This window comes from Acinetobacter sp. ANC 5378, from assembly GCF_013004315.1.
Lineage (GTDB): Bacteria > Pseudomonadota > Gammaproteobacteria > Pseudomonadales > Moraxellaceae > Acinetobacter.
The window spans coordinates 132,037-153,423 of record NZ_JABERK010000005.1; the positions used below are offsets into that span (position 1 = coordinate 132,037).

Here is a 21,387-nt window from a genome sequence, read left to right on the forward strand (position 1 = left end):
GTGCCTTGTTACAAATACGAGGACTAAAAAAATTCACAAATATGCTCCCATTTTATACCTAAAAGAGTTGCTGCTAAAAAATAATTTTTATATAAAAACTAAATACTTATTTTTAAAGTTGATATTTTTATTTTTAAATATTTTTCAAGTCGAAAAATTCAAATATTGTGTCGGATTTTTTTCTAGAAGTGATTCATTTATTCACCATCATGGACTAGATTTAATCCAGCCCATGATTGTGAACAGGCTGGATCTATTTATAGTTATGTATTTATCTCATTCATTTAAAAAAACTTCAGGTGAAAGCTGCTGCATGGCCTGGAAATGGGACAGATAAATCTGACCACTTAAATGCTTTAACAGTTTTGAATGCTGTAATTTATCCATCACTGGACCCTTGATTTCCGAAAAATGCAATTTGATATTAAGTTTTCTAAATTCGGCATTGATATCTTCCAGCATTTCTAAAGCACTGAAATCAATTGCACTGATACTCGAACAGTTAATCACCACATGTTCCAAATCAGCATAGGGACTGATCGCATTAATTAAAAAACCTTTAAAGGTATTGGTATTTAAGAAGGTAAGATTTTCATCGATACGCAGGGAAATAACTTTGGTAGAGGTCAGTACCTGATGACGTTGCACATTTCTAAAATGCTGCGTGCCTTCAACCAGACCAATCACTGCAATATGTGGACGACTGATACGCCACAATAAAAGGATAAAGGTGGAGACAATACCGATAATTAAACCGGTCGTAATATCAATGCAGATCACACCAAAAAAAGTAATCCACATCGCGATACCATCGGCTTTTGAATAACGCCAGGTTTCAATAAACGGTTTGAAATCGACCAGCTTCCAGATAGAAACGATAATGGTCGCTGCCAAGATGGCTAAAGGCAAATCACGAAAAAATCCGGTGAAATAAAGGCTGACCAGAACAATCAGCAGTGATGACATCACACCTGCGAGTGGAGTTTTAGCACCAGAGTCCGCATTTACCACGGTACGTGACAAACTGCCTGTGACGGGGAAAGCAGAACTCAGACCTGCACTTAAATTGGCTAAACCTAAAGCTACCAGTTCCTGGTTGCTGTTTAAATGACTGCGCTGTTGTAATGCAGTGGCTTGTGCGATGGATAAAGACTCGACAAAGCTAATCATGGCGATCATCGCAGCACCCGGTAATAAGGTGATGACCAAGTCCAAATTCCAAAATGGCATAGTAATAGGGGGAAATCCTGAAGGTATTTCTCCTACGGTTTTGATGCCGTACTGTTGCAAATTTAGAAAATAAACCGCGGCAATTGAAACAACCACCAATACCAGAGGCAATGCTTTGGAAATAAAAGCAGTTGGGCCGATGCGACTTTGAATGGCATTAGAGGTTAAAACTTTAGGTAGATAGATGAGAAATAATAAAGCAAGAAGGCCAAAAATAAAGGTTTGAATATTGCTATAGCGAATGTACTGCCACAAACTCAGCAAAAATTCAGGGACATTATTGGCATTTAAAGGAACATCGATCAGAAATTTGAATTGACCTAAAGCAATCAGCAAAGCGGAAGCAATAATAAAACTTTTAATCACGGGATGGCTAATCAGTTGAATCAGAAAGCCAAATCTAAAAATCCCGAGCAATAATGAAATCACACCGACCATCACTGCAAGCAGACAGGCGGCTTGTATATAAACCGGAGAACCGACTTCAAATAGTGGATTTAAAGTGGCAAAGGTCATCATGGAAATAATGGCAACCGGACCGATCGATAGCGTAGGGCTACCACCGACCATGGCGTAAATAATCATCGGCAGAATGCTGGCATATAAACCCATAATAGGTGGCAAGCCTGCAAGCATGGCATAGGCCATACCTTGCGGAACCAGCATTGCAATGACAATCAGTGCAGAAAGCAGGTCAGATTTAAATTTGGCTTGATTGTATTTTTGCAGCCATTGCCAAGCGGGCAACAACGTCGTTAAGCGAGTCTTTAAATCTGACATATCTAAAACTAAATCACTATTTTAGATATATTATGCATAAAAAATGCTAAGAAGTCTTAAGCTATTCAAATGACTAAGATAAATAATTGATATTCATTTAATTAAATTATATTTTTAGGACAATACAAATCATATAAAGTATTTAACAGCTGCACCATTTTTTCATCCTTAATCGAGTAAAAAATCTGTTTTCCGTCACGACGGGTCGAAACTACATCACTTTTGCGTAACATCATCAGCTGTTGAGATAAGGTGGGTTGATTAATTTGGGTCATTTCTTCAATTTGCGAAACATTAAGTTCTTGTTTAGCAAGATGACATAAAATAAGTAGGCGATCTGTATTGGCGAGTGATTTTAATATCGTGACAACGATATCGACAGAACCATGCATAGAGGCAATTTCAAGATCGGTGTTCATACAGCATTTCCATACTACTCATCAGTCATATACGCAGTATAAGGGCTGCATAATTGAATACATGAGGAAAAAGGAATATTTTCAATGGTTTTTAATGAAGCTAAATATCAAATATTCTTATATAAATAAAATAAGGCATGGAGTTTTAACTCCATGCCTTATTTTAGCGCTAAAAATGCGGAACTTATTTTTTAGCCGGTTGCTTAAATTGTTTTAATTCTTTTTCATTAAAATGAAGCGCTTCGATTATGGCTTGACGAGTATCAAGGTCATACCAATTAAAAATGGCCGACATTTTTTCTTCAAAATCATCACTCATCACAAAATGATCATCCTGAATATTTAATAGGCTGTTTTGTTTCAGTATTGAAATAAAGCTTTTTAAGGTTGCACTGTCAAAATAATAGCCAGATTGAATTTTTTGAGTTTGGAAAAGTTTTTGCAATACTGCTTTACCCATTTTCTCTAACTCTTTCATGCTCAGCGCTTGAGTCGGAGCGTACTGCTTGAGTAATTCTGAAATCATAATCATGTTATTCAGGCTAGAGCTAGATAGATGCGCAAGTGATAACAGCTTATTTTGCATCTGTTCATCTAATGCAATGGATACCGTATTGTCTTGCTGAACAATCCAGCCTAATTGTTCTAAACTATTTAAAATTAATCCAATTTCATTTTCCAGTTCATCAAGATTCCATTTTAAGAAAAACTCTTCTTTAAAATAGGGATAGATATTTTTAACGTTATCGATTAAATAGTGACATGAGATCTTTTTATAAGATTGAATCAGCATGGCGATTAATGCAGGAACAATAAAACAATGCAGAATATTATTACTAAAATAACTTAACAGAATTTTTTGACTTTCAGCCACACGAATCCAGTTTTCATTATTTTGACTAAAAGTTTCAACCTGTTTTAATTTTTTAGCATATTGAATAATTTCTGCGCTGGATAATTCCGTCATCATCATTCTGGAATCGTATTTTGCGTCATTTAATAATTGACGATATTGATCAATCTGCGAGATTAAATCATGTTCACTTAAAGCATGATTTTCAACATTGAGTAAAATCAGTGAGATCAGTGAAATAGGATTAACTACGACCGCTTTATTAATATTTTCTAAAATTGAACTCGCAACCTGATTCACGGTTTGAACGACAGGTTGAGGTAATTCATCATTAATATTTAATTTAATTTGATCTGCGTGATTGGCAGTTAAAATTTTATCCAGAAAAATGGGTTCGCCAAAATTAACATGGACTTGTCCAAAGACTTTTTCAATTTTACGCGCTGAACTTAAAATGCCCCAGATCGATTCGGCTTCCTTGGGTTTGCCATTCAGTTCATTTAAGTACGAGGTACCTTCCATCAGCTTTTCATAACCAAAATAGGTCGGAATAAAAGCAATCGGTTTGGTCGCACCGCGTAAATGACTTTGTACTGTCATCGAAAGCATGCCCTTTTTAGGCGGCAATAATAACCCGGTACGTGAACGTCCACCTTCAATAAAATATTCCAAAGGCGTGTTACGCGATAAAAGACTGTGTAAATATTCTTTAAAAACCGAAGTATAAAGCTCATTGCCACTAAACGTACGGCGAATAAAATAGGCACCACCGCCACGCATGATTTGTCCCACAACAGGCAGGTTTAAATTAATTCCCGCGGCAATGTGTGGAACCATGAGTCCACGGTTAAAAATCACGTAAGAGAGCAATAAATAATCGATATGACTGCGATGGCATGGCGTATAGACAATTTCATAATCTTTCGCTAATTCACGCACCGTATCGAAATTATGCACTTTAATACCGTCATAAAGTTGCGTCCATAACTTGGTCAAGGCAAGTTCCGCGAAACGTAAGGTGGAATATGAAAAATCAGAAACCACTTCGGTTAAATAACCTTTAGCGCGATTTTCTGCCTCAAACATACTAATTTTATGATCAATACTTTCTTTGCGAATCGCATCTTGAACCGTTTCGGTTTTCATTAACTTATTAATGAGATTACGACGGTCCGATAAGTCGGGACCTAAAATCGCTTCTTTATGTTTATTAAAATTGGTATTGAGTTCTTTGACAATAGAATGCGCGGGTGAAAAATTCGGATGTTCAATTTTGGCTTTTTCAATCGCGGATTTAAGCGAAATCGGCTTATGAAACTCAATGTAGTTTTCACGACTATATAATGAAATATTCAAGGCTTGTTTTAGTTTGGATGGGGTCGCCCATGCATCCGCAAATAAAGCTTTAAACCAGGAATTTTCATATTCAGGTGAGCGTCCCCATAAAACGGTGACCGGTACCAGTTCAATATCGTATTCAGGGTATTTTTCCAAAGCTTCAATCAGTCGAATGAGTTTTGCCGAATAATGGTAGGCCTCATTTTTGGAACTCGGTACATTTAAAGCCAGAATGGAGTCATCTTCTTTAAACTCCTGAATGCTTAACGGTGTAAAAACCGAAGGCAGTTTTCGTGCTTGGGCTTCAGTATCAATGATGACGGTATTGCTGATGGACGCATCTTGTAAAACATAACAAATTATTTTTTTATCGAGTTGCTGTTCTATGGTTTTTTCTAATTCTTCAGTATTGCCTAAGACTTGAGGTGTCACGATTTTATCTAGAATCTTTTGCGTAAATTGTCGATAGAATCGGCTATAACCCTTATTAGACATTGTATTCCCTAAATCAGTTTTCATTTGCTTGATATTGTGTGCAATAACAAGGATAAATACAAATCTTATTGACGACAAATAAGTCATTTAAGTTGTAACTATTTAAGAAAACCCAGCTGTGAGGATGTGAAAAAATATTTGTTTTTTAGGCTTAAATATATACTTAAAGCGAAAAAAATTGGAATAGAAAATCTTATCTTCAGGGTCTAAATGGCTTATGATGAAAGGCATGACTTTAAAATCAAAAGATCGCTCAAGGAGTTAAAATGAGTACAGATTCTGCATTTCCAACACCAAATAATTTAGGCATTGCGGTTTATAGTAATAATGCTGAATCTATTGGCAACACTCCCTTAATTCGTATCAATCGTTCAATTTCTTCACCTGCAACGGTACTGGCTAAAATTGAAAGCCGTAATCCTGCATTTTCTGTGAAATGTCGTGTAGGTGCCGCTTTAATTGCAGATGCTGAAGAAAAAGGTTTGCTTAAACCTGGGATGCATATTGTCGAACCGACTAGTGGAAATACCGGGATTGCACTTGCATTCGTAGCGGCTGCAAAAGGTTATGACATCACTTTAACCATGCCTGCAAGTATGAGTGTTGAACGTCGTAAAGTTTTAAAGGCATTTGGCGCAAATCTGGTTCTGACTGAACCGGCTAAAGGCATGAAAGGTGCTGTGGATGAAGCAGTGCGTTTAGCCACTGAACAACCGGAACTGTATTATTTACCGCAACAATTTGAAAATCCGGCCAACCCTAAAATTCATGAGCAAACTACGGGTCCTGAAATTTGGGAAGCAACCGGTGGTAAAGTTGATATTTTAGTTTCGGGTGTAGGAACAGGCGGTACCATTTCAGGTATTTCACGTTATTTTGAGCAGGTAAAAAATCAGCCGCTTTATTCGGTTGCTGTTGAACCGGCTGAATCACCGATTATTGGACAAACTAAACGTGGTGAGCCATTAACGCCGGGACCGCATAAAATCCAGGGTATTGGCGCAAACTTTATTCCAAAAAATCTGGATTTGGATTTGGTTGATGAAGTCATTGCGATTGAAAGTTCAGCAGCGATTGAATGGGCGCGTAAAACTGCGACACATGAAGGTATTCTGGTGGGTATTTCAAGTGGTGCAGCAATGGCAGCGGCAGCACAATTAGCTGCACGTCCTGAAAATGCCGGAAAAACCATTGTGGTGATTTTACCGGATGCGGGTGAGCGTTATTTATCTTCAGTTTTATTTGAAGATATTTCTGCTGATTAATGCGGCACGAATTTTTCTGATGATAAGTAAAAAGGCTGAAGTTGATCTTCAGCCTTTTTTATTCAGTTTGTATGAATCACAAAACCTTAACGGATAAACAGTTTTAAAATCAGTTTTTGAATAAATGTGCCATAAGGCGGATAGAACAGACGCATCAAACTAAATTTCGGTCGGTTAAACACAGCTTTCGCATGGCTAAAGGTGACAAATCCTTCATAGCCATGATAATTACCCAGTCCTGATGTACCTACACCGCCAAAGGGTAAATCTTCCTGTCCAACATGAACCAAGGTTTCGTTGAGGCAAACACCGCCACTGTGGGTTTGCATGAGGACTTTTTGCTGCTCTTGCTTGTTATAACCAAAATAATATAAAGCTAAAGGACGCGGTCTTTGATTAATATAGTTAATCGCTTCATCAAGCTGCTGATAAGTAACAATTGGCAATAATGGACCAAAAATTTCATTTTGCATCACCTGCATATCATCTGTGACATTGCTTAAAACATAATGTGCTAAACGTCGTCCTGAAGAGGCATCGGTAATGACATGAACAGTCGCATTTTTTGCAGTTGCATCTTCAAGATAGTGATTTAAACGATTGAGCTGTCGCTCGTTAATAATCGCGGTGTAATCAGGGTTATCGGCTAATTTTGGAAAAAACTCCTGAATCGCAGTCGCATATTCTTCAATAAATTGGGCCTGCAATTGCGCAGGAATCAGCACATAATCGGGCGCAACACAGGTCTGTCCGGCATTCATGGCTTTGCCAAAGGCAATCCGTCGTGCACTTTCACGAATATTGGCATCGGCTAAAACCAGTGCTGGAGACTTTCCACCGAGTTCCAACGTCACTGGTGTGAGGTTGTTGGCTGCTGCACGCATCACATGTTTACCGACTTCACTGGCACCGGTAAATAAGATGTGATTAAAAGGTAATTGAGTAAATTTCTGTGCAACTTCTGCATCACCATTGACCACACTAACCAAATCCTCAGGAAAGGCTTGCGCAATCAGTTGCTTGAATAATGCAGAAAATTCAGGCGTATATTCGCTCATTTTTAAGATGACTCGATTTCCTGCAGCGAGTGCTTGGCAGAGGGGACCAATGGCTAAAAACAGCGGATAATTCCATGGCACAACGATACCCACCACACCGACAGGTTGATACAGGACATAACCTGTCGCAGGTTGGAAAAGAATACCAATATGACGTTTGCTGGGACGCATCCATTTTTTCAAATTTTTTAACGCGTATTTAATGCCGAGTACGCTGGTCATGACCTCGAACATTTCAGTTTCAGAATGACTTCGGTTGGAAAAATCATGGCTAATCGCCAGATTAATCTCGGTTTTATTCTGCAGAATCAATTGCTGCAAGGTTTTAAGATGCTGTCTACGCTGTTCTAAACTCGGGTAACTGTTTTCAGTAAATGCCTGTTGTTGTTTCTCGAATAATTGCTGTAATTCGATCGAGATATTTTGATCTGTATTTTGATCCATTTTGTGATTCAACATCTTACATATCCTTTGCCTTTGGTGAGAGAGAATAACCTGAATTTTTGATTATGATTTGGTTATTCTCACTTTGCTTATAACTTTGAATTTATTATAAATATTTTATGAAGAGTTCCAATATGTCAACAAGTCACTCTAAGTGAGGTGAGAATAAATTGAGCTTGCTGTTTGAATTAAGCGTGCAATTGTTTATTGCGTATCATATCCACCGCTTTTTCAGCAATCATGATGGTTGGCGCATTGGTATTGCCATTGACCACATTTGGCATGATGGAGGCATCCACCACACGTAAATTTTCAATGCCATAGACACAAAGCTGCGGATCAACCACGGCCATTTCATCAACGCCCATTTTACAGCTGCCGACCGGGTGATACACGGTATCTGCACGTTCACGCAAAATATGCCGAATTTCATCATCGGTTTTGACCGAAGCACAAAACAGATCTTTTTTATGCAGCCTTTTTAAGGCCGGTGAATGCATCAGTTGTTCTGTGACCTTATAGGCATTGACCATATCTTCAATATCATCTTCATGATCAAAGAAATTCGGATTGATCAGCAAAGGATCATCGATGCTTGGACCGCTGATTTTAATGCTGCCACGACTTTTCGGATTCAGCAGGCAAACATGACAGGAAATACCGTGGCTGGCATGGAAAGTGCGGGCATGGTTATCGACCAAAGCCACCACAAAATGCAGCTGTAGATTCGGAATGTCTTTTTCAGGTGTACTTTTTAAAAAGCCGCCACATTCTGCAAAGTTGGTGCTGAGCATGCCACGGCGTTCTTTACGATAGCGCGAAATTTGTTTCACCAGATCGATCGTACCGGCCAGTGACACGCCAAAAGTGCCGGCAATCTCACTGACGGTATAACTAAAAATAAAGTCGGGATGATCGTGAAAATTTTTACCGACACCCGGTAAATGCTGAGTCACCTCAATATCATGCTCAGACAACTCTTTTTCATCGCCAATACCGGAAAGCATTAAAATCTGCGGTGAATGCATCGCACCTGCGCTTAACAACACTTCTTTATTGGCACGCAGCTGTTTGATTTGACCAGCATGTTTAACTTCGACGCCAACCGCAATCTGATTTTCAATTAAAATGCGCTGCGTGGATGCATGGGTGAAAATGGTCAGGTTGGGGCGTTGCAAATGCGGAAATAAATAGGCACGTGCTGAACTACAGCGCTCACCGTTAATATGCGTGACTTGATACACGCCTAAACCTTCCTGTTCCGCCCCATTAAAGTCATCCAGAATTTTATAACCCTGTTCTTTGGCTGCCGTAATATAACGCTCATGCCATGGGCTGTCAGTGCGCAAATTCGATACCGACAATGGCCCGGTATTGCCGTGATATTCATTTTCAATATCATGATTATTTTCCGAGCGAATGAAGTAGGGCAGCACCTCCTGATAACTCCAACCGTGATTGCCGAGTTCTGCCCATTGATCGTAGTCTTTTTGATGTCCACGCACATAAATCATGGCATTAATGGCAGATGAGCCACCCAAACATTTCCCGCGTGGTTGATAGCCTTTACGGCCATTCAGACCTTTTTGCGGCACGGTTTCAAAGGCCCAGTTATTGATTTTTGTGGGTATGCTGATCACGGCTGCAGCGGGTGTATTCACCGTCCATGTATTGCCATGACTGCCAGCTTCTAATAAACACACTGAAATATCTGGATTTTCGGATAAACGCCCCGCCAATACACAACCGGCACTGCCGCCACCAATGACAATATAATCAAACGTCTGGTTTTCCATAGAGGACCTTGTTCCTGTTATTTATTCTTGAATGTCATTTTTGTTTTAAGTGATATTTCTATTGTTTTTATCACCTATTGAAACTGATCTTACCGAAGCCTTAGACGAAAAGATATACAGTTTAGAGCTTGATTCATAAATAAAAAATATTTAATTCTTAGTCACGCGTATATGATCAAGTATCAATTTAATTACAATTGCATGCCATATTCGATATAAATGAACATTGGAAATAGGTCGAAAAAAGCAGATGATATAGCAGTTTTAAAAATAGAAGATCAGGGATTTTGATTCGTGTTTGAACTTGACTGTAAATTACTCAGTGTTTTTCTTTATATCTATAAATATAAAAGTGTTTCAGTTGCAGCTGAATATCTGGCGATGAGCCAGCCGACGGTCAGTAATATCCTGAATAAAATCCGTCAGCATTATAACGATCCGCTTTTTTTAAGAATTGGCAACGAGATGGTGCCGACCGAACTGTCCAAACAGCTTTTCCCCTTGGTGAGTGAGGCGCTGAGTAAGGTTGAGATCATTAACAATTTCACCATTAATTTTGATCAGTCGACCTCGCAGCAAAAATTTACCATTGCCATGACCGATGTGTCGCATTTGGTGTTATTGCCTAAAATTTCCCAGTATTTAAAACAACATGCCTCCCATATTCGCTTGAATGTGCGTGCGATTACTTCTGAAACCAGTTATCAAATGGCCAATGGGGAAATTGATTTAGCCATTGGTTTTTTACCGAATCTGGAAAACGGTTTTTATCAGCAAAAATTATTTGAGCAATATTATGTGGTGATTGCTTCCAAGGATCATCCAAGGCTGAGTGGAAACCGTTTAAGCACGGAACAATATATTAGTGAACAGCATATTGATATTGATGCAGGCATGGGGCATTACCATATTGAAAATGAGCTGTTAAATTTAGAATTAAAACGTAATATCTTGATGCGTTTACCGAGCTATTTAGGGGTCGGGCTGGTGGTTCAGGAAACCGATGCAATTGCGACAGTGCCTTATTATTTAAGTGAGGTCTTATTGTCGCGTGGGAATTTACAAATTTTTGAAGCACCGATTACCTTTCCCACCTATGCGGTTAAACAATATTGGCATATGTCTTGTCATCATAAAACCAGCCATCAATGGCTGCGTCAGATGTGTCATGAATTATTCAGTCAAATGAATGAACTCGATGGTTCAGCTCATGGAATCATTCATCACTAATCAGAACCCCCAGCTCAATCATGGATTATTAGTAACTTACCGAATTAATCCACCGAAGAAATTTTATCCGGAGTCATGAGCGCCTGATTAATATACAGCTTGATTAAGCGTTCACGTGAACCAATGGATTTTTGATAATGGGTGGAATTGAGTAATAACGAGGCACCATAAGTCACCGTCCAGATATAAGATAAATAATCGCGAATCGACATGGCGCTATCTAATGATTTTAAATATTCATCGGTCATGTCTTTGATTTCAATAATCCGTTCTTCACGGACTTGATATAATTCTTCAAATAATTCTTTTAATTTTCTTTCATTATTGGTTAACCGGTCTTCAATCACATGTAATAAAATCGTGCGGTTGGAATTTAACATGTTGTAAAGCATGTACTGGGAGACATAGGTTTTAATATTATTTTTATATTTCTTTGAAATTTCTAACAGTCTTTTTTCATTCAAGATAATCAATTCTAAATACAGCTGATTCTTGCTTTTAAAATGCTTATAAATTGTACCTTTGGCAATATCCAGTTCAGAGGCTAACTCTCCAAGCGTAATATCCTGATTGTTATCCAGCAACAGCGTTTCTGCCATGGCTAAAATTTTCTCTTTACGTAATAGAAAATTTTGTTGGCGTACTGTATTCATTGCAATCGTCCCAAGCAGACATTAAAAAAAGCGCCTTCAACATATACCCATAAAATCGTGATGACCATTCCACCATTGTCGGGTATGGGTAAAAATTAATATTTAAAATAGATATTTATATTTAACCCTATTCTGAATTTGATAGCTCTCAATTGCATAGCGAAAATTAAAAGTCAATAAATGAGAACCTGAGAGGTCAATAATCGCCAATAAAATTCCAATTGATCCATAATTATTTTATTGTCTTTTTGCGCTGAAACGTGAAATCACCGATTAAACGCAAACAGAATAATGTGCTGATCAAACAGTATTTCAACCGTATATTTAAAGATTAGGTTTTAGGATGAATCGTTCAATTCAAAGTCAATTACAGAAAAGATGTTTTATTCAGCAAACATTCGAGTGAACATCAGATGATGAACACATTTTAACTCTTAAACCCTTATGGGGCTGTCCTTCAAACTGGATTTTAGCTCAATGCCATTTCTCCTGATGGATATTGAAAGCCGGTTTGAACGCCCAAATTTTATTTAAATATATATGGGTTGAAATAAAGCTCGTTATTTTCAGTTTAGGTTCTTACAACTTAAAAAAGCACTTCAATATTCAATGTGAAGTCTTCACCCAAGGAAAGCAATATGCCTATTTATAACGCACCTCTTAAAGACATGGATTTTATTTTAAATGATGTATTTAAGGCTGAAGATTTTTGGCAAGGCAATGACGACTTAGCCCACATTGACATGGCAACGGCCAATGCCATTTTAGAAGAAATGGCAAAATTTTCTAAAAATGTGATTCTGGATTTAAACCGCTCAAGTGATGAAGAAGGCGGTGCTCAATTTAGCAATGGTGTTGTGACTACGCCTAAAGGTTTTAAAGAAGCATTTAAACAATATGCAGAAGGCGGCTGGATTGGCTTGGGTGCGGAAGAAGAATGGGGCGGCCAAGGCATGCCGAAAATGCTGACGGTGCTTGCCGATGAGATGATTTGGGCGACCAATCCCTCGTTTATGCTTTACCCGCTACTTTCTGTGGGCGCAGGCATGGCATTGAACAACTACGCCTCTCAAGAGCAAAAACAAACCTATCTACCTAAAATTTATACTGGAGAATGGTCAGGCACCATGTGTCTGACTGAACCGCATGCAGGGACTGATTTAGGCATTATTAAAACCAAAGCTGAACGCAATGAAGATGGTTCTTATGACATTAGCGGAACCAAAATTTTCATTACCAGTGGTGAGCATGACCTATCAGAAAACATTATTCATCTGGTACTGGCTAAAACACCGGATGCACCTGCAGGTTCACGCGGTATTTCGTTATTCATCGTGCCGAAATTCCTCGTGAATGAAGATGGTTCATTGGGCGAACGCAATAGCATGGGTGCCGGTTCGATTGAACACAAGATGGGGATTAAAGGTTCTGCAACTTGCGTGTTGAACTTTGATGCTGCGAAAGGTTTTCTTGTGGGTAAAGAAAATGAAGGTCTGGCAGCCATGTTCGTAATGATGAACTATGAACGTCTGTCTATGGGGATTCAAGGTTTAGGCGCATCTGAGTTTGCCTATCAGAATGCGGCGCAATATGCGACAGACCGTCTACAAGGCCGCAGTGCAACAGGGGTGAAATCACCAGAGAAACCAGCCGATTCGATTCTGGTACACGGTGATGTGCGTCGTATGTTGCTTAACGGTCGTGCTAACAATGAAGCATCGCGTGCATTTGCGGTCTATGTCGGTCAGCAACTGGATATCACCAAATTTTCGAGTGATGCTGAAGCGGTTAAAAAAGCCAATGACCGTGTGGCGTTGTTAACCCCAATTGCCAAAGCCTATTTAACCGATACGGCATTGAATGCTGTACTTGATTCACAAATGGTGTTTGGTGGTCATGGTTATATCCGTGAATGGGGCATGGAACAGTGCGTTCGTGACCTGCGGATCTCACAGATTTATGAAGGCACTAACGGTGTGCAGGCGCAGGATTTAATCGGTCGTAAAACCATTCGCAACAATGGTGCGAATATGGCTGAATATATCACTGAAATTCGTGAATTTGTCGCTACACTGGATGATTCACTGGCGATTAAAGCCGCGACTGTAAACGCGTGTACCGAAGTGGAAGCGATTACCCAGTTCATTTTGGAGCAGGCGAAAGGCGCAGCTGATTTTGCCAATGGTGTTGCGGTAAATTACTTGCATGCTGTGGGCTTACTTAGCTTCAGCTATATGTTTGCGAAAATTTCGCAGGCGGCTCAAGTTAAAACAGAAGCGTTCTATCAAAACAAACTTATTTTGGCGCAGTACTTTGCAGAGAAAGTGTTACCTGGCTTAACTGCACATATTGCCCAAATTAAAGCCGGTTCAAACTTGATGATGCAATTGCCAGAAGATTACTTTACTGCTCAATCTTAAGCTCAGCACTTGGGTTTAACCTCTACTTGCATAAAAGGAAATGATATGGGCAGGGTCTTCTGCTCATATCAAACAACAAAATTTATAAATTAGGATGGAAAAAATGATTGTTATTGTGAATGGTGTACGTACAGCGATGGGTGGTTTTCAAGGTGCACTTTCTGCATGTACCGCACCCGATTTAGGCGCAGTGGTCATTAAAGAAGTGGTGGCACGTTCAGGCTTACAGCCTACAGATATTGATGAAGTGATTTTTGGCTGTGTTTTACCTGCGGGTTTAAAGCAAGGTCCGGCACGTCAAGCCATGCGCCAGGCAGGCTTACCTGATTCTACCGGTGCGACCACCATCAACAAAATTTGTGGTTCGGGTATGAAAGCGGTGATGCAAGCTGCCGATGCTGTTAAAGCCGGTTCTGCACAAATTGTGGTTGCCGGTGGTATGGAATCCATGAGTAATGCACCATATTTACTGGAAAAAGCACGTAGCGGTTACCGTATGGGACATGGTAAAACCACAGACCACATGTTCCAGGAAGGTCTGGAAGATGCAGAAACCGGTCTTTCTATGGGCATCCTTGCACAAGAAATGGCAGATAAAAAAGGCTATACCCGCGAGCAACAAGATGCTTTTGCGATCAGCTCTTTAAATAAAGCCGTGACTGCCATTAATAATGGTTATTTCAAGGCTGAAATTGCGCCTGTAACCGTATCGAGCCGTAAGGGCGATGTGGTGGTTGAGCAAGATGAGCAACCACTGAATGCCAAAGCAGACAAAATTCCGACTTTACGTCCAGCGTTTAAAAAAGATGGCACCATTACAGCGGCAAACTCCAGCTCAATCAGCGATGGTGCATCTGCATTGGTGATTACTTCGGAAGAAATTGCAGCTGAACGTGGACTTGAACCCGTTGCTAAAGTTCTCGCTTATGCCAGCCATTCTCAGCATCCTTCTGAATTCAGTATTGCTCCCGTAGGCGCAATTGAGAAAGTCTTAAAGCAAACTGGCTGGACTGCTGCAGAAGTTGATCTTTGGGAAATTAATGAAGCCTTCGCGATGGTGACCATGGCGGCTATGGATGCTTTCAATTTAGACGAAGCCAAGGTCAATGTGAACGGTGGTGCGTGTGCACTCGGACATCCACTGGGTTCATCGGGTTCACGTATTATTGTGACCTTGATTCACGCGTTAAAACGTACTGGTGGCAAGAAAGGGATTGCCAGTTTATGTATTGGTGGTGGTGAAGCGACTGCGGTTGCGGTTGAACTGATCTAAACTCTATTTATTAAAAAAACATTGCTATTAAGAACATCAATAACGAACAGATGCGATAAGCAATAAAAGCCACCATTTCAGCGTGCTGGGATGGTGGTAAACAATATGTGTATTTTTTGAGATTTTTATTATGAATGGTTTAGAACGCATTCGCTTAGTCTCCCTTCGCGACAAAATAATGTCTGCTCAACAAGCGATTGAATTGATTCAAGACGGTGCTGTAGTGGGTTTAAGTGGTTTTGGTGGTGCCGGTGAAGCCAAAACAGTCCCTTTGGCTTTGGCTGATTATGCTCAGCAACATCCTTTAAAAATCACCCTGGCAACTGGTGCAAGTTTAGGCAATAAAATTGATGGCCGTTTAAATGAAGCGCATGCCATTCAACGTCGTTATCCCTATCAAGCCGATCCGGGCTTGCGTAAATCCATTAACGCCGGCGAAGTGATGTATATCGATCAGCATCTGTCTGAAATGGCAGATAACATTCGTCATCATAATTTACCGCGTATTAATGTGGCTGTCATTGCAGCAACTGCCATTACAGAAGATGGTCAGATTATTCCAACAGGTTCATGCGGTAACTCGGCTAACTTTATTGAAATGGCTGATCATGTCATTATCGAAATTGATAATACAATCAATCCTGTACTTGAAGGTGTGCATGATATTTATGTGCCCAAAGCCCGTCCAAACCGTGCACCGATTCCCTTGATTCACGCCGGCGATCGTATAGGTACAATCGGCATTCAGGTGAGTCCGGAAAAGATTTCCGCGATTGTACTGAATGATATTCCTGATACATCCTTCAATATGGATGAACCCGATAGCGACACCTTGTCGATTGCCCAACACCTGATTCAATTCTTTGAGAATGAAGTGGCAGCAGGGCGCTTGCCGGCAAATCTAGGTCCATTACAGTCAGGTGTGGGTTCAATTGCCAACGCAGTCTTTTCGGGCTTTGAGCATTCAAACTTCCATCATCTGGAAATGTACTCGGAAGTCTTACAGGACTGTACTTTCGACTTGATTGATTCTGGAAAAATGACCTTTGCTTCAGGTTGTTCAATGACGCTTTCTGACGCTTGTGCCAAGCGTGTCATGAGCAACTTTGAACAATACAAAGACAAGATTGTGCTACGTCCGCAAGAAATTTCCAATAATCCTGAAATCATCCGCCGTTTAGGGATTATTGCGATTAACACGGCACTTGAGTTTGATATCTACGGCAACGTAAATTCGACCCATGTCACCGGTACCAAAATGATGAACGGAATTGGCGGTTCAGGCGACTTTACTCGTCATGCGCATATTGCAATTTTTGTGACCAAGTCGATTGCTAAAGGTGGTGCAATTTCATCGGTGGTTCCAATGGTCAGTCATACCGATCATACTGAACATGACATTGATGTATTGGTGACAGAGCAAGGTCTGGCAGATTTGCGTGGCTTGGCACCGCGTGAACGTGCCCGTAAAATTATTGACTGCTGTGCACATCCAAGCTATTGCGAAGCTTTAAACGACTATTTTGACCGTGCTTGTGCAAAGGGCGGACACACGCCGCATATTTTGCAAGAAGCTTTGTCTTGGCATGCAAAATTTGAAGAAACAGGTAGCATGCAAAAAACTGCATAAGATCACGTCTAGCTAGAATATGAGAAAACCCATCAAATGATGGGTTTTCTCATTTTTATGAATGAAATGTGGATATAAATTTCAAAAAATGACGAAAGCAAAACAGATGCCGTACTGCTGAAACGGTTTGCCAACAAGAACCCGCTTAACCGAAAGATTGTTTTTTCTATAATGACCGCTTTGCAATACTCAAGGTCAACATTTTGAAATATATTCAATATTTTTCAGGAATCACGTTATTACTTCTATTAACTGCTTGTGCCAAAGCACCAGATTATCAGGGCACTTGGAAAAATACCCTAGAAAATCCAAAACTTGAAAATTCACTCGAGATTAGCAAAAATGGTGACAATTATTTCATTACCAATACATTAAAAGACAAAGCAACCGGTAAAACGGAAAAGAAAAATCCTGTTCCTGCCTCAGTCAGCAAGAATGGTTTACTTGAGGTGAATGCAGGTGCCGGTGTGGTTGATTTTGCGATTGACGAGAAAACCGGAAATTTGGTGGGTTCAGGCTCAATTTATAAAAAAGCAAAATAATCATTGCAGCAATGTATTAATACAGAAGATGTCATGAAAGGGTATTGTTCATGACATCTTTTTTAACTGATAAAATGGAATAATGCTGCCAAATCTTTTGTTGAGTTGAATGACCTGAATGATATCTCGTTTCAATCGGGCAGAGATTGAAGGACAAAATTCTCTCATTTTAGCTTTTATTGGAAAATCTTTCTTCAAGCTGGCTAAACAGGCTTTGCATACCTTGAGTTGCTGTTTGGGGAATCAAATGATATTGCTGCGGTACTCGAAGGTGATCGGCTTTAGGGTCAATATAATACGCTTCACAGCTTTCAGGTATTTCATGGATCAGTCCGGCAACTGGGTAAACCACCAGACTGGATCCGATCACGATAAAAATATCGGCATCTTGAACTAGTTGCATGGCGTGTTCATAAGCCGGAACCGCTTCGCCAAACCAGACCACATGCGGACGCAGCGGATAGCCTTGCGGACATTTATCTCGTTCCAGGTTTAATTCCCAGCCTTGGATCGGATAGAAAGTCTCAGAATACTGGGCACCAGGCGCAGAGCTTTTGGCCAAGCGAATATTGCCATGTAAATGTAAAACATGCCGGTTTCCAGCACGTTCATGTAAGTCATCTATATTTTGGGTAATCACATAACACTCTGCAAAGTCTTGAATTTTGGCAATGAGTTGATGTGCTAAATTGGGCTGTGTTTCCAAAACACTTTTGCGTCGTGCATTATAAAAGCGTTGCACCAGTTGCGGATTTCTTTGCCATGCTTCGGGTGTCGCGACATCTTCAATCTTGTGGTTTTCCCAGAGCCCATCATGATCACGAAATGTATTGATTCCACTTTCTGCACTCATTCCTGCACCGGAAAAGATCACGATTTTTGGCATTTTTTTCAGTTCTTTGTTTTTGATTTAAACAAACGTATCATAAATTATTCAGGTTTTTATAGGTTTTATAGAGCACTGCAATTTTACTTTTGAGCCGCTATAAAAAAAGCCCCCACAAATTTGTGAGGGCTAATTGTGTTATTTTTCTATTGAGCAATAAACTGCTGAACAGCCTGATTGAACTCGTTTGGACATTCAATATTTGAAATATGCGAGGCATTAATTTCAAATAACGCGCTATTTTTAATATGATTGACCATATATTGACCGTCTGAAACTGTGGTCACAGGATCTTTTTGACCTGCAATAACCAGTACCGGTACACGAATTTCTTCTAACTGTTCACGTAAATCTGCTTTTGCCAAAGCTTCACAGCAACTTGCGTAACCTTCGGCGCTACCAGCTGCCAAGCTGTTTTGCAACTTCTCAACTTCTGCTGCATTGCTTTGAATAAATTTATCCGTAAACCAACGCCCAGCTGCAGTTGAAGCGATCGGCTGTAAACCTTGCTCACGTACCAGTGCTGCGCGTTCATTCCACGCTTGTTCTTGACCAATTTTCGCTGCAGTATTGCAGACAATGATTTGGTTAAAACGTTTGGCCTTGTGAACGGCAAGCCATTGACCCGTTAAGCCACCCATTGAAATACCACAAAAAACAGCTTTTTCAATATTAAGATGATCAAGCAGGTTCACTACGTCTTGACCCAATTGCTCAAGGGTATAGGGACCTTGTGGAGCTGATGATGCACCATGACCGCGTGTGTCATAACAAATCACAAAAAAATCATCTTTAAAATGATCAATTTGAGGTTGCCACATTGCATAATTCGTCCCAAGCGAATTTGAAAAAATGATCGCAGGTTTAGTCACATTACCAAAGGTTTGGTAATTGATTTCAGCACCATTCGAGCTAAAAGTTGGCATAGATATTCCTTTTATTACTTATCCTTCCTCAATCCTTGCTGTACAAAATTTAAATATGGCTATAAAAAAAAGCACAGCAAGGAAAGGTTTTTGAAGGATTCTATTTTTTAAACGCGTTCAATAATCAAGGCAATACCTTGACCAACACCAATACACATTGAACAAAGGCCATACTTGCCACCCGTTTGTTCCAGCTGGTTTAAAGCAGTCGTCACCAGACGTGCACCCGATGCACCGAGGGGATGACCCAGAGCAATCGCGCCACCATTCGGGTTGACTTTGGTTGAACCATCTTCTAAACCTAGGTCACGGGTTACCGCCAAGGCTTGAGCAGAAAAGGCTTCATTCAGCTCAATGACATCCATCTGCTCTAAAGTCAAACCGGTTTGTTTCAACAGCTTTTTAATCGCAGGTGCAGGACCAAAGCCCATGATGCGAGGTTCAACGCCCACCACCGTTGCGCCAATAATTTTGGCACGTGGTTTTAAGCCATACTGTGCTACAGCATCATCCGAAGCAATCAGCAGGGCTGCTGCACCATCGTTAATCCCGGAAGCATTACCTGCCGTCACCGTACCTTCGGCTTTCACCACCGGTTTCAGCTTGGTTAAAGCTTCTAATGTTGTTGAAGCACGTGGATGTTCATCAGTATCCACTACAACGGGTTCGCCTTTACGTTGTGGAATCACCACAGGCACGATTTCGTTGGCAAAGAAACCTTTTGCTTGTGCTGCTGCTGTGCGCTGCTGACTGGAGAAAGCGAACTGGTCTTGGTCTGCACGGCTAATGTTGAACTGTGCAGCCACATTTTCAGCAGTTTGCGGCATGGTTTCGACACCATACATTTCTTTCAGTTTTGGATTAATAAAACGCCAGCCCATGGTGGTGTCTTCAAGTTTTTGACTACGACCAAAGGCAGTTTCCGATTTACCCATCACCAAGGGCGCACGGCTCATGGATTCCACACCGCCGGCAATAATCAGATTGGCTTCACCAGCTTTAATGGCACGTGCAGCGATTGCTACAGCATCCAGTGATGAACCACATAAACGGTTGACCGTCGTTGCAGGCACCTGATAAGGCAGACCTGCAAGCAGAGATGACATACGACCAACGTTACGGTTATCTTCGCCGGCCTGATTGGCACAGCCATAAATTACGTCATCAACCTGTTCCCAGTTCACTGACGGGTTACGTTCCATCAAGGCTTTGATTGGAAGTGCACCCAGGTCATCGGCACGAACAGGAGCCAGACCACCGGCATAACGGCCGAATGGGGTACGGATGGCATCTACGATATATGCGTTTTTCATTGTGTAATCCTTTTAGCTCCCTTAATCCCTCCTGAAAAGGAGGGAGACTTACCCAGCTTCAAAATGATTTGCGCTTGGGTATAAAGTCTCCTTTTCTTGCACATCGACTTAAAGCAATGCTTAAGTCTCTCAGGGGGAATTAGGGGGATTTAAAATTTTATTTAAAGTGTATTAGCCTTGAGTCGCATCAATCAGTTTGGCACCAGTCAATGACTGCAATTCTTCAAATGACAGACCTTCAACTTTCTCAATCACTTTCATACCTTCAGGGGTGACATCAATCACGCAGAGGTCGGTGTAAATGCGGTCGACACATTTCAAGCCAGTCGCAGGGTAAGATAACTCAGCGACGATTTTTGGCTCGCCTTTTTTAGTCACGTGGTCTGTAGTGATAAAGACTTTTTTTGCACCAACAGCCAAGTCCATCGCACCGCCCACTGCAGGAATCGCATCAGGTGCACCGGTATGCCAGTTGGCCAGGTCACCATTTTCAGCGACCTGGAATGCTCCAAGCACAGCAATATCCAGGTGACCACCACGCATCATGGCGAAGGAATCACCATGATGGAAGAATGAACCACCTTCAAGCAAGGTGACAAATTCTTTACCGGCATTAATTAACTCTGGATCACGGTCTTCTTCAGCAGGAGGAGGACCAAAGGCCAATAAACCATTTTCAGAATGTAAAAACACGTCTTTGTCTGAAGGCAGGTAGCTGGAAATCTTGGTCGGTAAGCCGATTCCGAGGTTCACATAAGCACCATCAGGAATGTCTTGTGCCACACGTTCAGCAATCTGGTCACGGCTTAATTTGGTATAACTCATCTTTTAATACT

The 21,387-nt window shown here is 40.7% G+C and carries 16 protein-coding genes; 6 read left to right on the top strand and 10 right to left on the bottom strand.

Translation table 11 applies throughout. From position 1 onward, the window contains the following. Positions 1–276 precede the first annotated feature (276 nt). The 3 genes from HLH16_RS01410 to plsB form a co-directional block, all read right to left on the bottom strand. Positions 277–2,010, bottom strand: a complete 1,734-nt coding sequence (locus HLH16_RS01410) for a SulP family inorganic anion transporter (protein ID WP_171527943.1) — start codon at positions 2,008–2,010, stop codon at positions 277–279. 101 nt (positions 2,011–2,111) lie between these two features. Next, positions 2,112–2,429, bottom strand: coding sequence for an ArsR/SmtB family transcription factor (locus tag HLH16_RS01415; RefSeq protein WP_171527944.1), 318 nt, complete (start codon positions 2,427–2,429; stop codon positions 2,112–2,114). 184 nt (positions 2,430–2,613) lie between these two features. After that, positions 2,614–5,115, bottom strand: coding sequence for a glycerol-3-phosphate 1-O-acyltransferase PlsB (plsB, locus tag HLH16_RS01420; protein WP_171527945.1), 2,502 nt, complete (start codon positions 5,113–5,115; stop codon positions 2,614–2,616). Between the two features lie 266 nt (positions 5,116–5,381). Here plsB and cysK point away from each other — a divergent pair, with 266 nt between their 5' ends. Next, positions 5,382–6,380, top strand: coding sequence for a cysteine synthase A (gene cysK / locus HLH16_RS01425; protein ID WP_214646586.1), 999 nt, complete (start codon positions 5,382–5,384; stop codon positions 6,378–6,380). 86 nt (positions 6,381–6,466) lie between these two features. Here the strand turns inward: cysK and HLH16_RS01430 are convergent, their stop codons facing one another. Together HLH16_RS01430 and HLH16_RS01435 are read right to left on the bottom strand one after the other, a co-directional pair. Beyond that, a complete protein-coding gene (locus tag HLH16_RS01430) occupies positions 6,467–7,897 on the bottom strand; it encodes a coniferyl aldehyde dehydrogenase (protein WP_250850209.1) in 1,431 nt (476 codons plus the stop codon). A 173-nt stretch (positions 7,898–8,070) separates the two neighbouring features. Then, positions 8,071–9,678: a GMC family oxidoreductase gene (locus HLH16_RS01435; RefSeq protein WP_171527946.1), complete on the bottom strand. Its 1,608-nt coding sequence runs from the start codon at positions 9,676–9,678 to the stop codon at positions 8,071–8,073. Between the two features lie 294 nt (positions 9,679–9,972). On the opposite strand from HLH16_RS01435, the gene HLH16_RS01440 reads away from it, so the two are divergent. After that, complete coding sequence (locus HLH16_RS01440; protein ID WP_171527947.1) at positions 9,973–10,908, top strand: LysR family transcriptional regulator; 936 nt, start codon at positions 9,973–9,975, stop codon at positions 10,906–10,908. Between the two features lie 44 nt (positions 10,909–10,952). On the opposite strand, the gene HLH16_RS01445 is transcribed toward HLH16_RS01440, so the two are convergent. Further along, positions 10,953–11,561 carry a TetR/AcrR family transcriptional regulator gene (locus HLH16_RS01445; RefSeq protein WP_131287174.1) on the bottom strand — a complete coding sequence of 203 codons (609 nt, stop codon included), beginning with the start codon at positions 11,559–11,561 and terminating at the stop codon, positions 10,953–10,955. A 638-nt stretch (positions 11,562–12,199) separates the two neighbouring features. Here HLH16_RS01445 and HLH16_RS01450 point away from each other — a divergent pair. The 4 genes from HLH16_RS01450 to HLH16_RS01465 all read left to right on the top strand — a co-directional run bounded on the left by HLH16_RS01450 (position 12,200) and on the right by HLH16_RS01465 (position 17,426). Then, positions 12,200–13,981 carry an acyl-CoA dehydrogenase C-terminal domain-containing protein gene (locus HLH16_RS01450; protein WP_171527948.1) on the top strand — a complete coding sequence of 594 codons (1,782 nt, stop codon included), beginning with the start codon at positions 12,200–12,202 and terminating at the stop codon, positions 13,979–13,981. 103 nt (positions 13,982–14,084) lie between these two features. Then, a complete protein-coding gene (locus HLH16_RS01455) occupies positions 14,085–15,254 on the top strand; it encodes a thiolase family protein (RefSeq protein WP_171527949.1) in 1,170 nt (389 codons plus the stop codon). Between the two features lie 130 nt (positions 15,255–15,384). Next, positions 15,385–16,884, top strand: coding sequence for a succinyl-CoA:acetate CoA-transferase ScpC (gene scpC, locus HLH16_RS01460; protein WP_171527950.1), 1,500 nt, complete (start codon positions 15,385–15,387; stop codon positions 16,882–16,884). Between the two features lie 203 nt (positions 16,885–17,087). Continuing rightward, positions 17,088–17,426 carry a hypothetical protein gene (locus HLH16_RS01465; protein ID WP_171527951.1) on the top strand — a complete coding sequence of 113 codons (339 nt, stop codon included), beginning with the start codon at positions 17,088–17,090 and terminating at the stop codon, positions 17,424–17,426. A 169-nt stretch (positions 17,427–17,595) separates the two neighbouring features. On the opposite strand, the gene HLH16_RS01470 is transcribed toward HLH16_RS01465, so the two are convergent. The 4 genes from HLH16_RS01470 to HLH16_RS01485 form a co-directional block, all read right to left on the bottom strand. After that, the gene (locus HLH16_RS01470; protein ID WP_171527952.1) at positions 17,596–18,312 is read right to left on the bottom strand and encodes an SIR2 family NAD-dependent protein deacylase; all 717 of its coding nucleotides are present in this window, start codon (positions 18,310–18,312) and stop codon (positions 17,596–17,598) included. 146 nt (positions 18,313–18,458) lie between these two features. Beyond that, positions 18,459–19,238 (bottom strand): 3-oxoadipate enol-lactonase, encoded by a 780-nt coding sequence (gene pcaD / locus HLH16_RS01475; protein ID WP_067722621.1) that lies wholly within the window; start codon positions 19,236–19,238, stop codon positions 18,459–18,461. Positions 19,239–19,345: 107 nt separating this feature from the next. After that, complete coding sequence (gene pcaF, locus HLH16_RS01480) at positions 19,346–20,551, bottom strand: 3-oxoadipyl-CoA thiolase (RefSeq protein WP_171527953.1); 1,206 nt, start codon at positions 20,549–20,551, stop codon at positions 19,346–19,348. Between the two features lie 171 nt (positions 20,552–20,722). After that, positions 20,723–21,376, bottom strand: a complete 654-nt coding sequence (locus HLH16_RS01485) for a 3-oxoacid CoA-transferase subunit B (protein WP_171527954.1) — start codon at positions 21,374–21,376, stop codon at positions 20,723–20,725. Positions 21,377–21,387: the final 11 nt, after the last annotated feature.

Coding starts and splice junctions, on each gene's coding strand:
- HLH16_RS01410 (WP_171527943.1), bottom strand. CDS start 2,010: ATGTCAGATTTAAAGACTCGCTTAACGACGTTGTTGCCCGCTTGGCAA.
- HLH16_RS01415 (WP_171527944.1), bottom strand. CDS start 2,429: ATGAACACCGATCTTGAAATTGCCTCTATGCATGGTTCTGTCGATATC.
- plsB (WP_171527945.1), bottom strand. CDS start 5,115: ATGTCTAATAAGGGTTATAGCCGATTCTATCGACAATTTACGCAAAAG.
- cysK (WP_214646586.1), top strand. CDS start 5,382: ATGAGTACAGATTCTGCATTTCCAACACCAAATAATTTAGGCATTGCG.
- HLH16_RS01430 (WP_250850209.1), bottom strand. CDS start 7,897: ATGTTGAATCACAAAATGGATCAAAATACAGATCAAAATATCTCGATC.
- HLH16_RS01435 (WP_171527946.1), bottom strand. CDS start 9,678: ATGGAAAACCAGACGTTTGATTATATTGTCATTGGTGGCGGCAGTGCC.
- HLH16_RS01445 (WP_131287174.1), bottom strand. CDS start 11,561: ATGAATACAGTACGCCAACAAAATTTTCTATTACGTAAAGAGAAAATT.
- HLH16_RS01450 (WP_171527948.1), top strand. CDS start 12,200: ATGCCTATTTATAACGCACCTCTTAAAGACATGGATTTTATTTTAAAT.
- HLH16_RS01455 (WP_171527949.1), top strand. CDS start 14,085: ATGATTGTTATTGTGAATGGTGTACGTACAGCGATGGGTGGTTTTCAA.
- scpC (WP_171527950.1), top strand. CDS start 15,385: ATGAATGGTTTAGAACGCATTCGCTTAGTCTCCCTTCGCGACAAAATA.
- HLH16_RS01470 (WP_171527952.1), bottom strand. CDS start 18,312: ATGCCAAAAATCGTGATCTTTTCCGGTGCAGGAATGAGTGCAGAAAGT.
- pcaD (WP_067722621.1), bottom strand. CDS start 19,238: ATGCCAACTTTTAGCTCGAATGGTGCTGAAATCAATTACCAAACCTTT.
- pcaF (WP_171527953.1), bottom strand. CDS start 20,551: ATGAAAAACGCATATATCGTAGATGCCATCCGTACCCCATTCGGCCGT.
- HLH16_RS01485 (WP_171527954.1), bottom strand. CDS start 21,376: ATGAGTTATACCAAATTAAGCCGTGACCAGATTGCTGAACGTGTGGCA.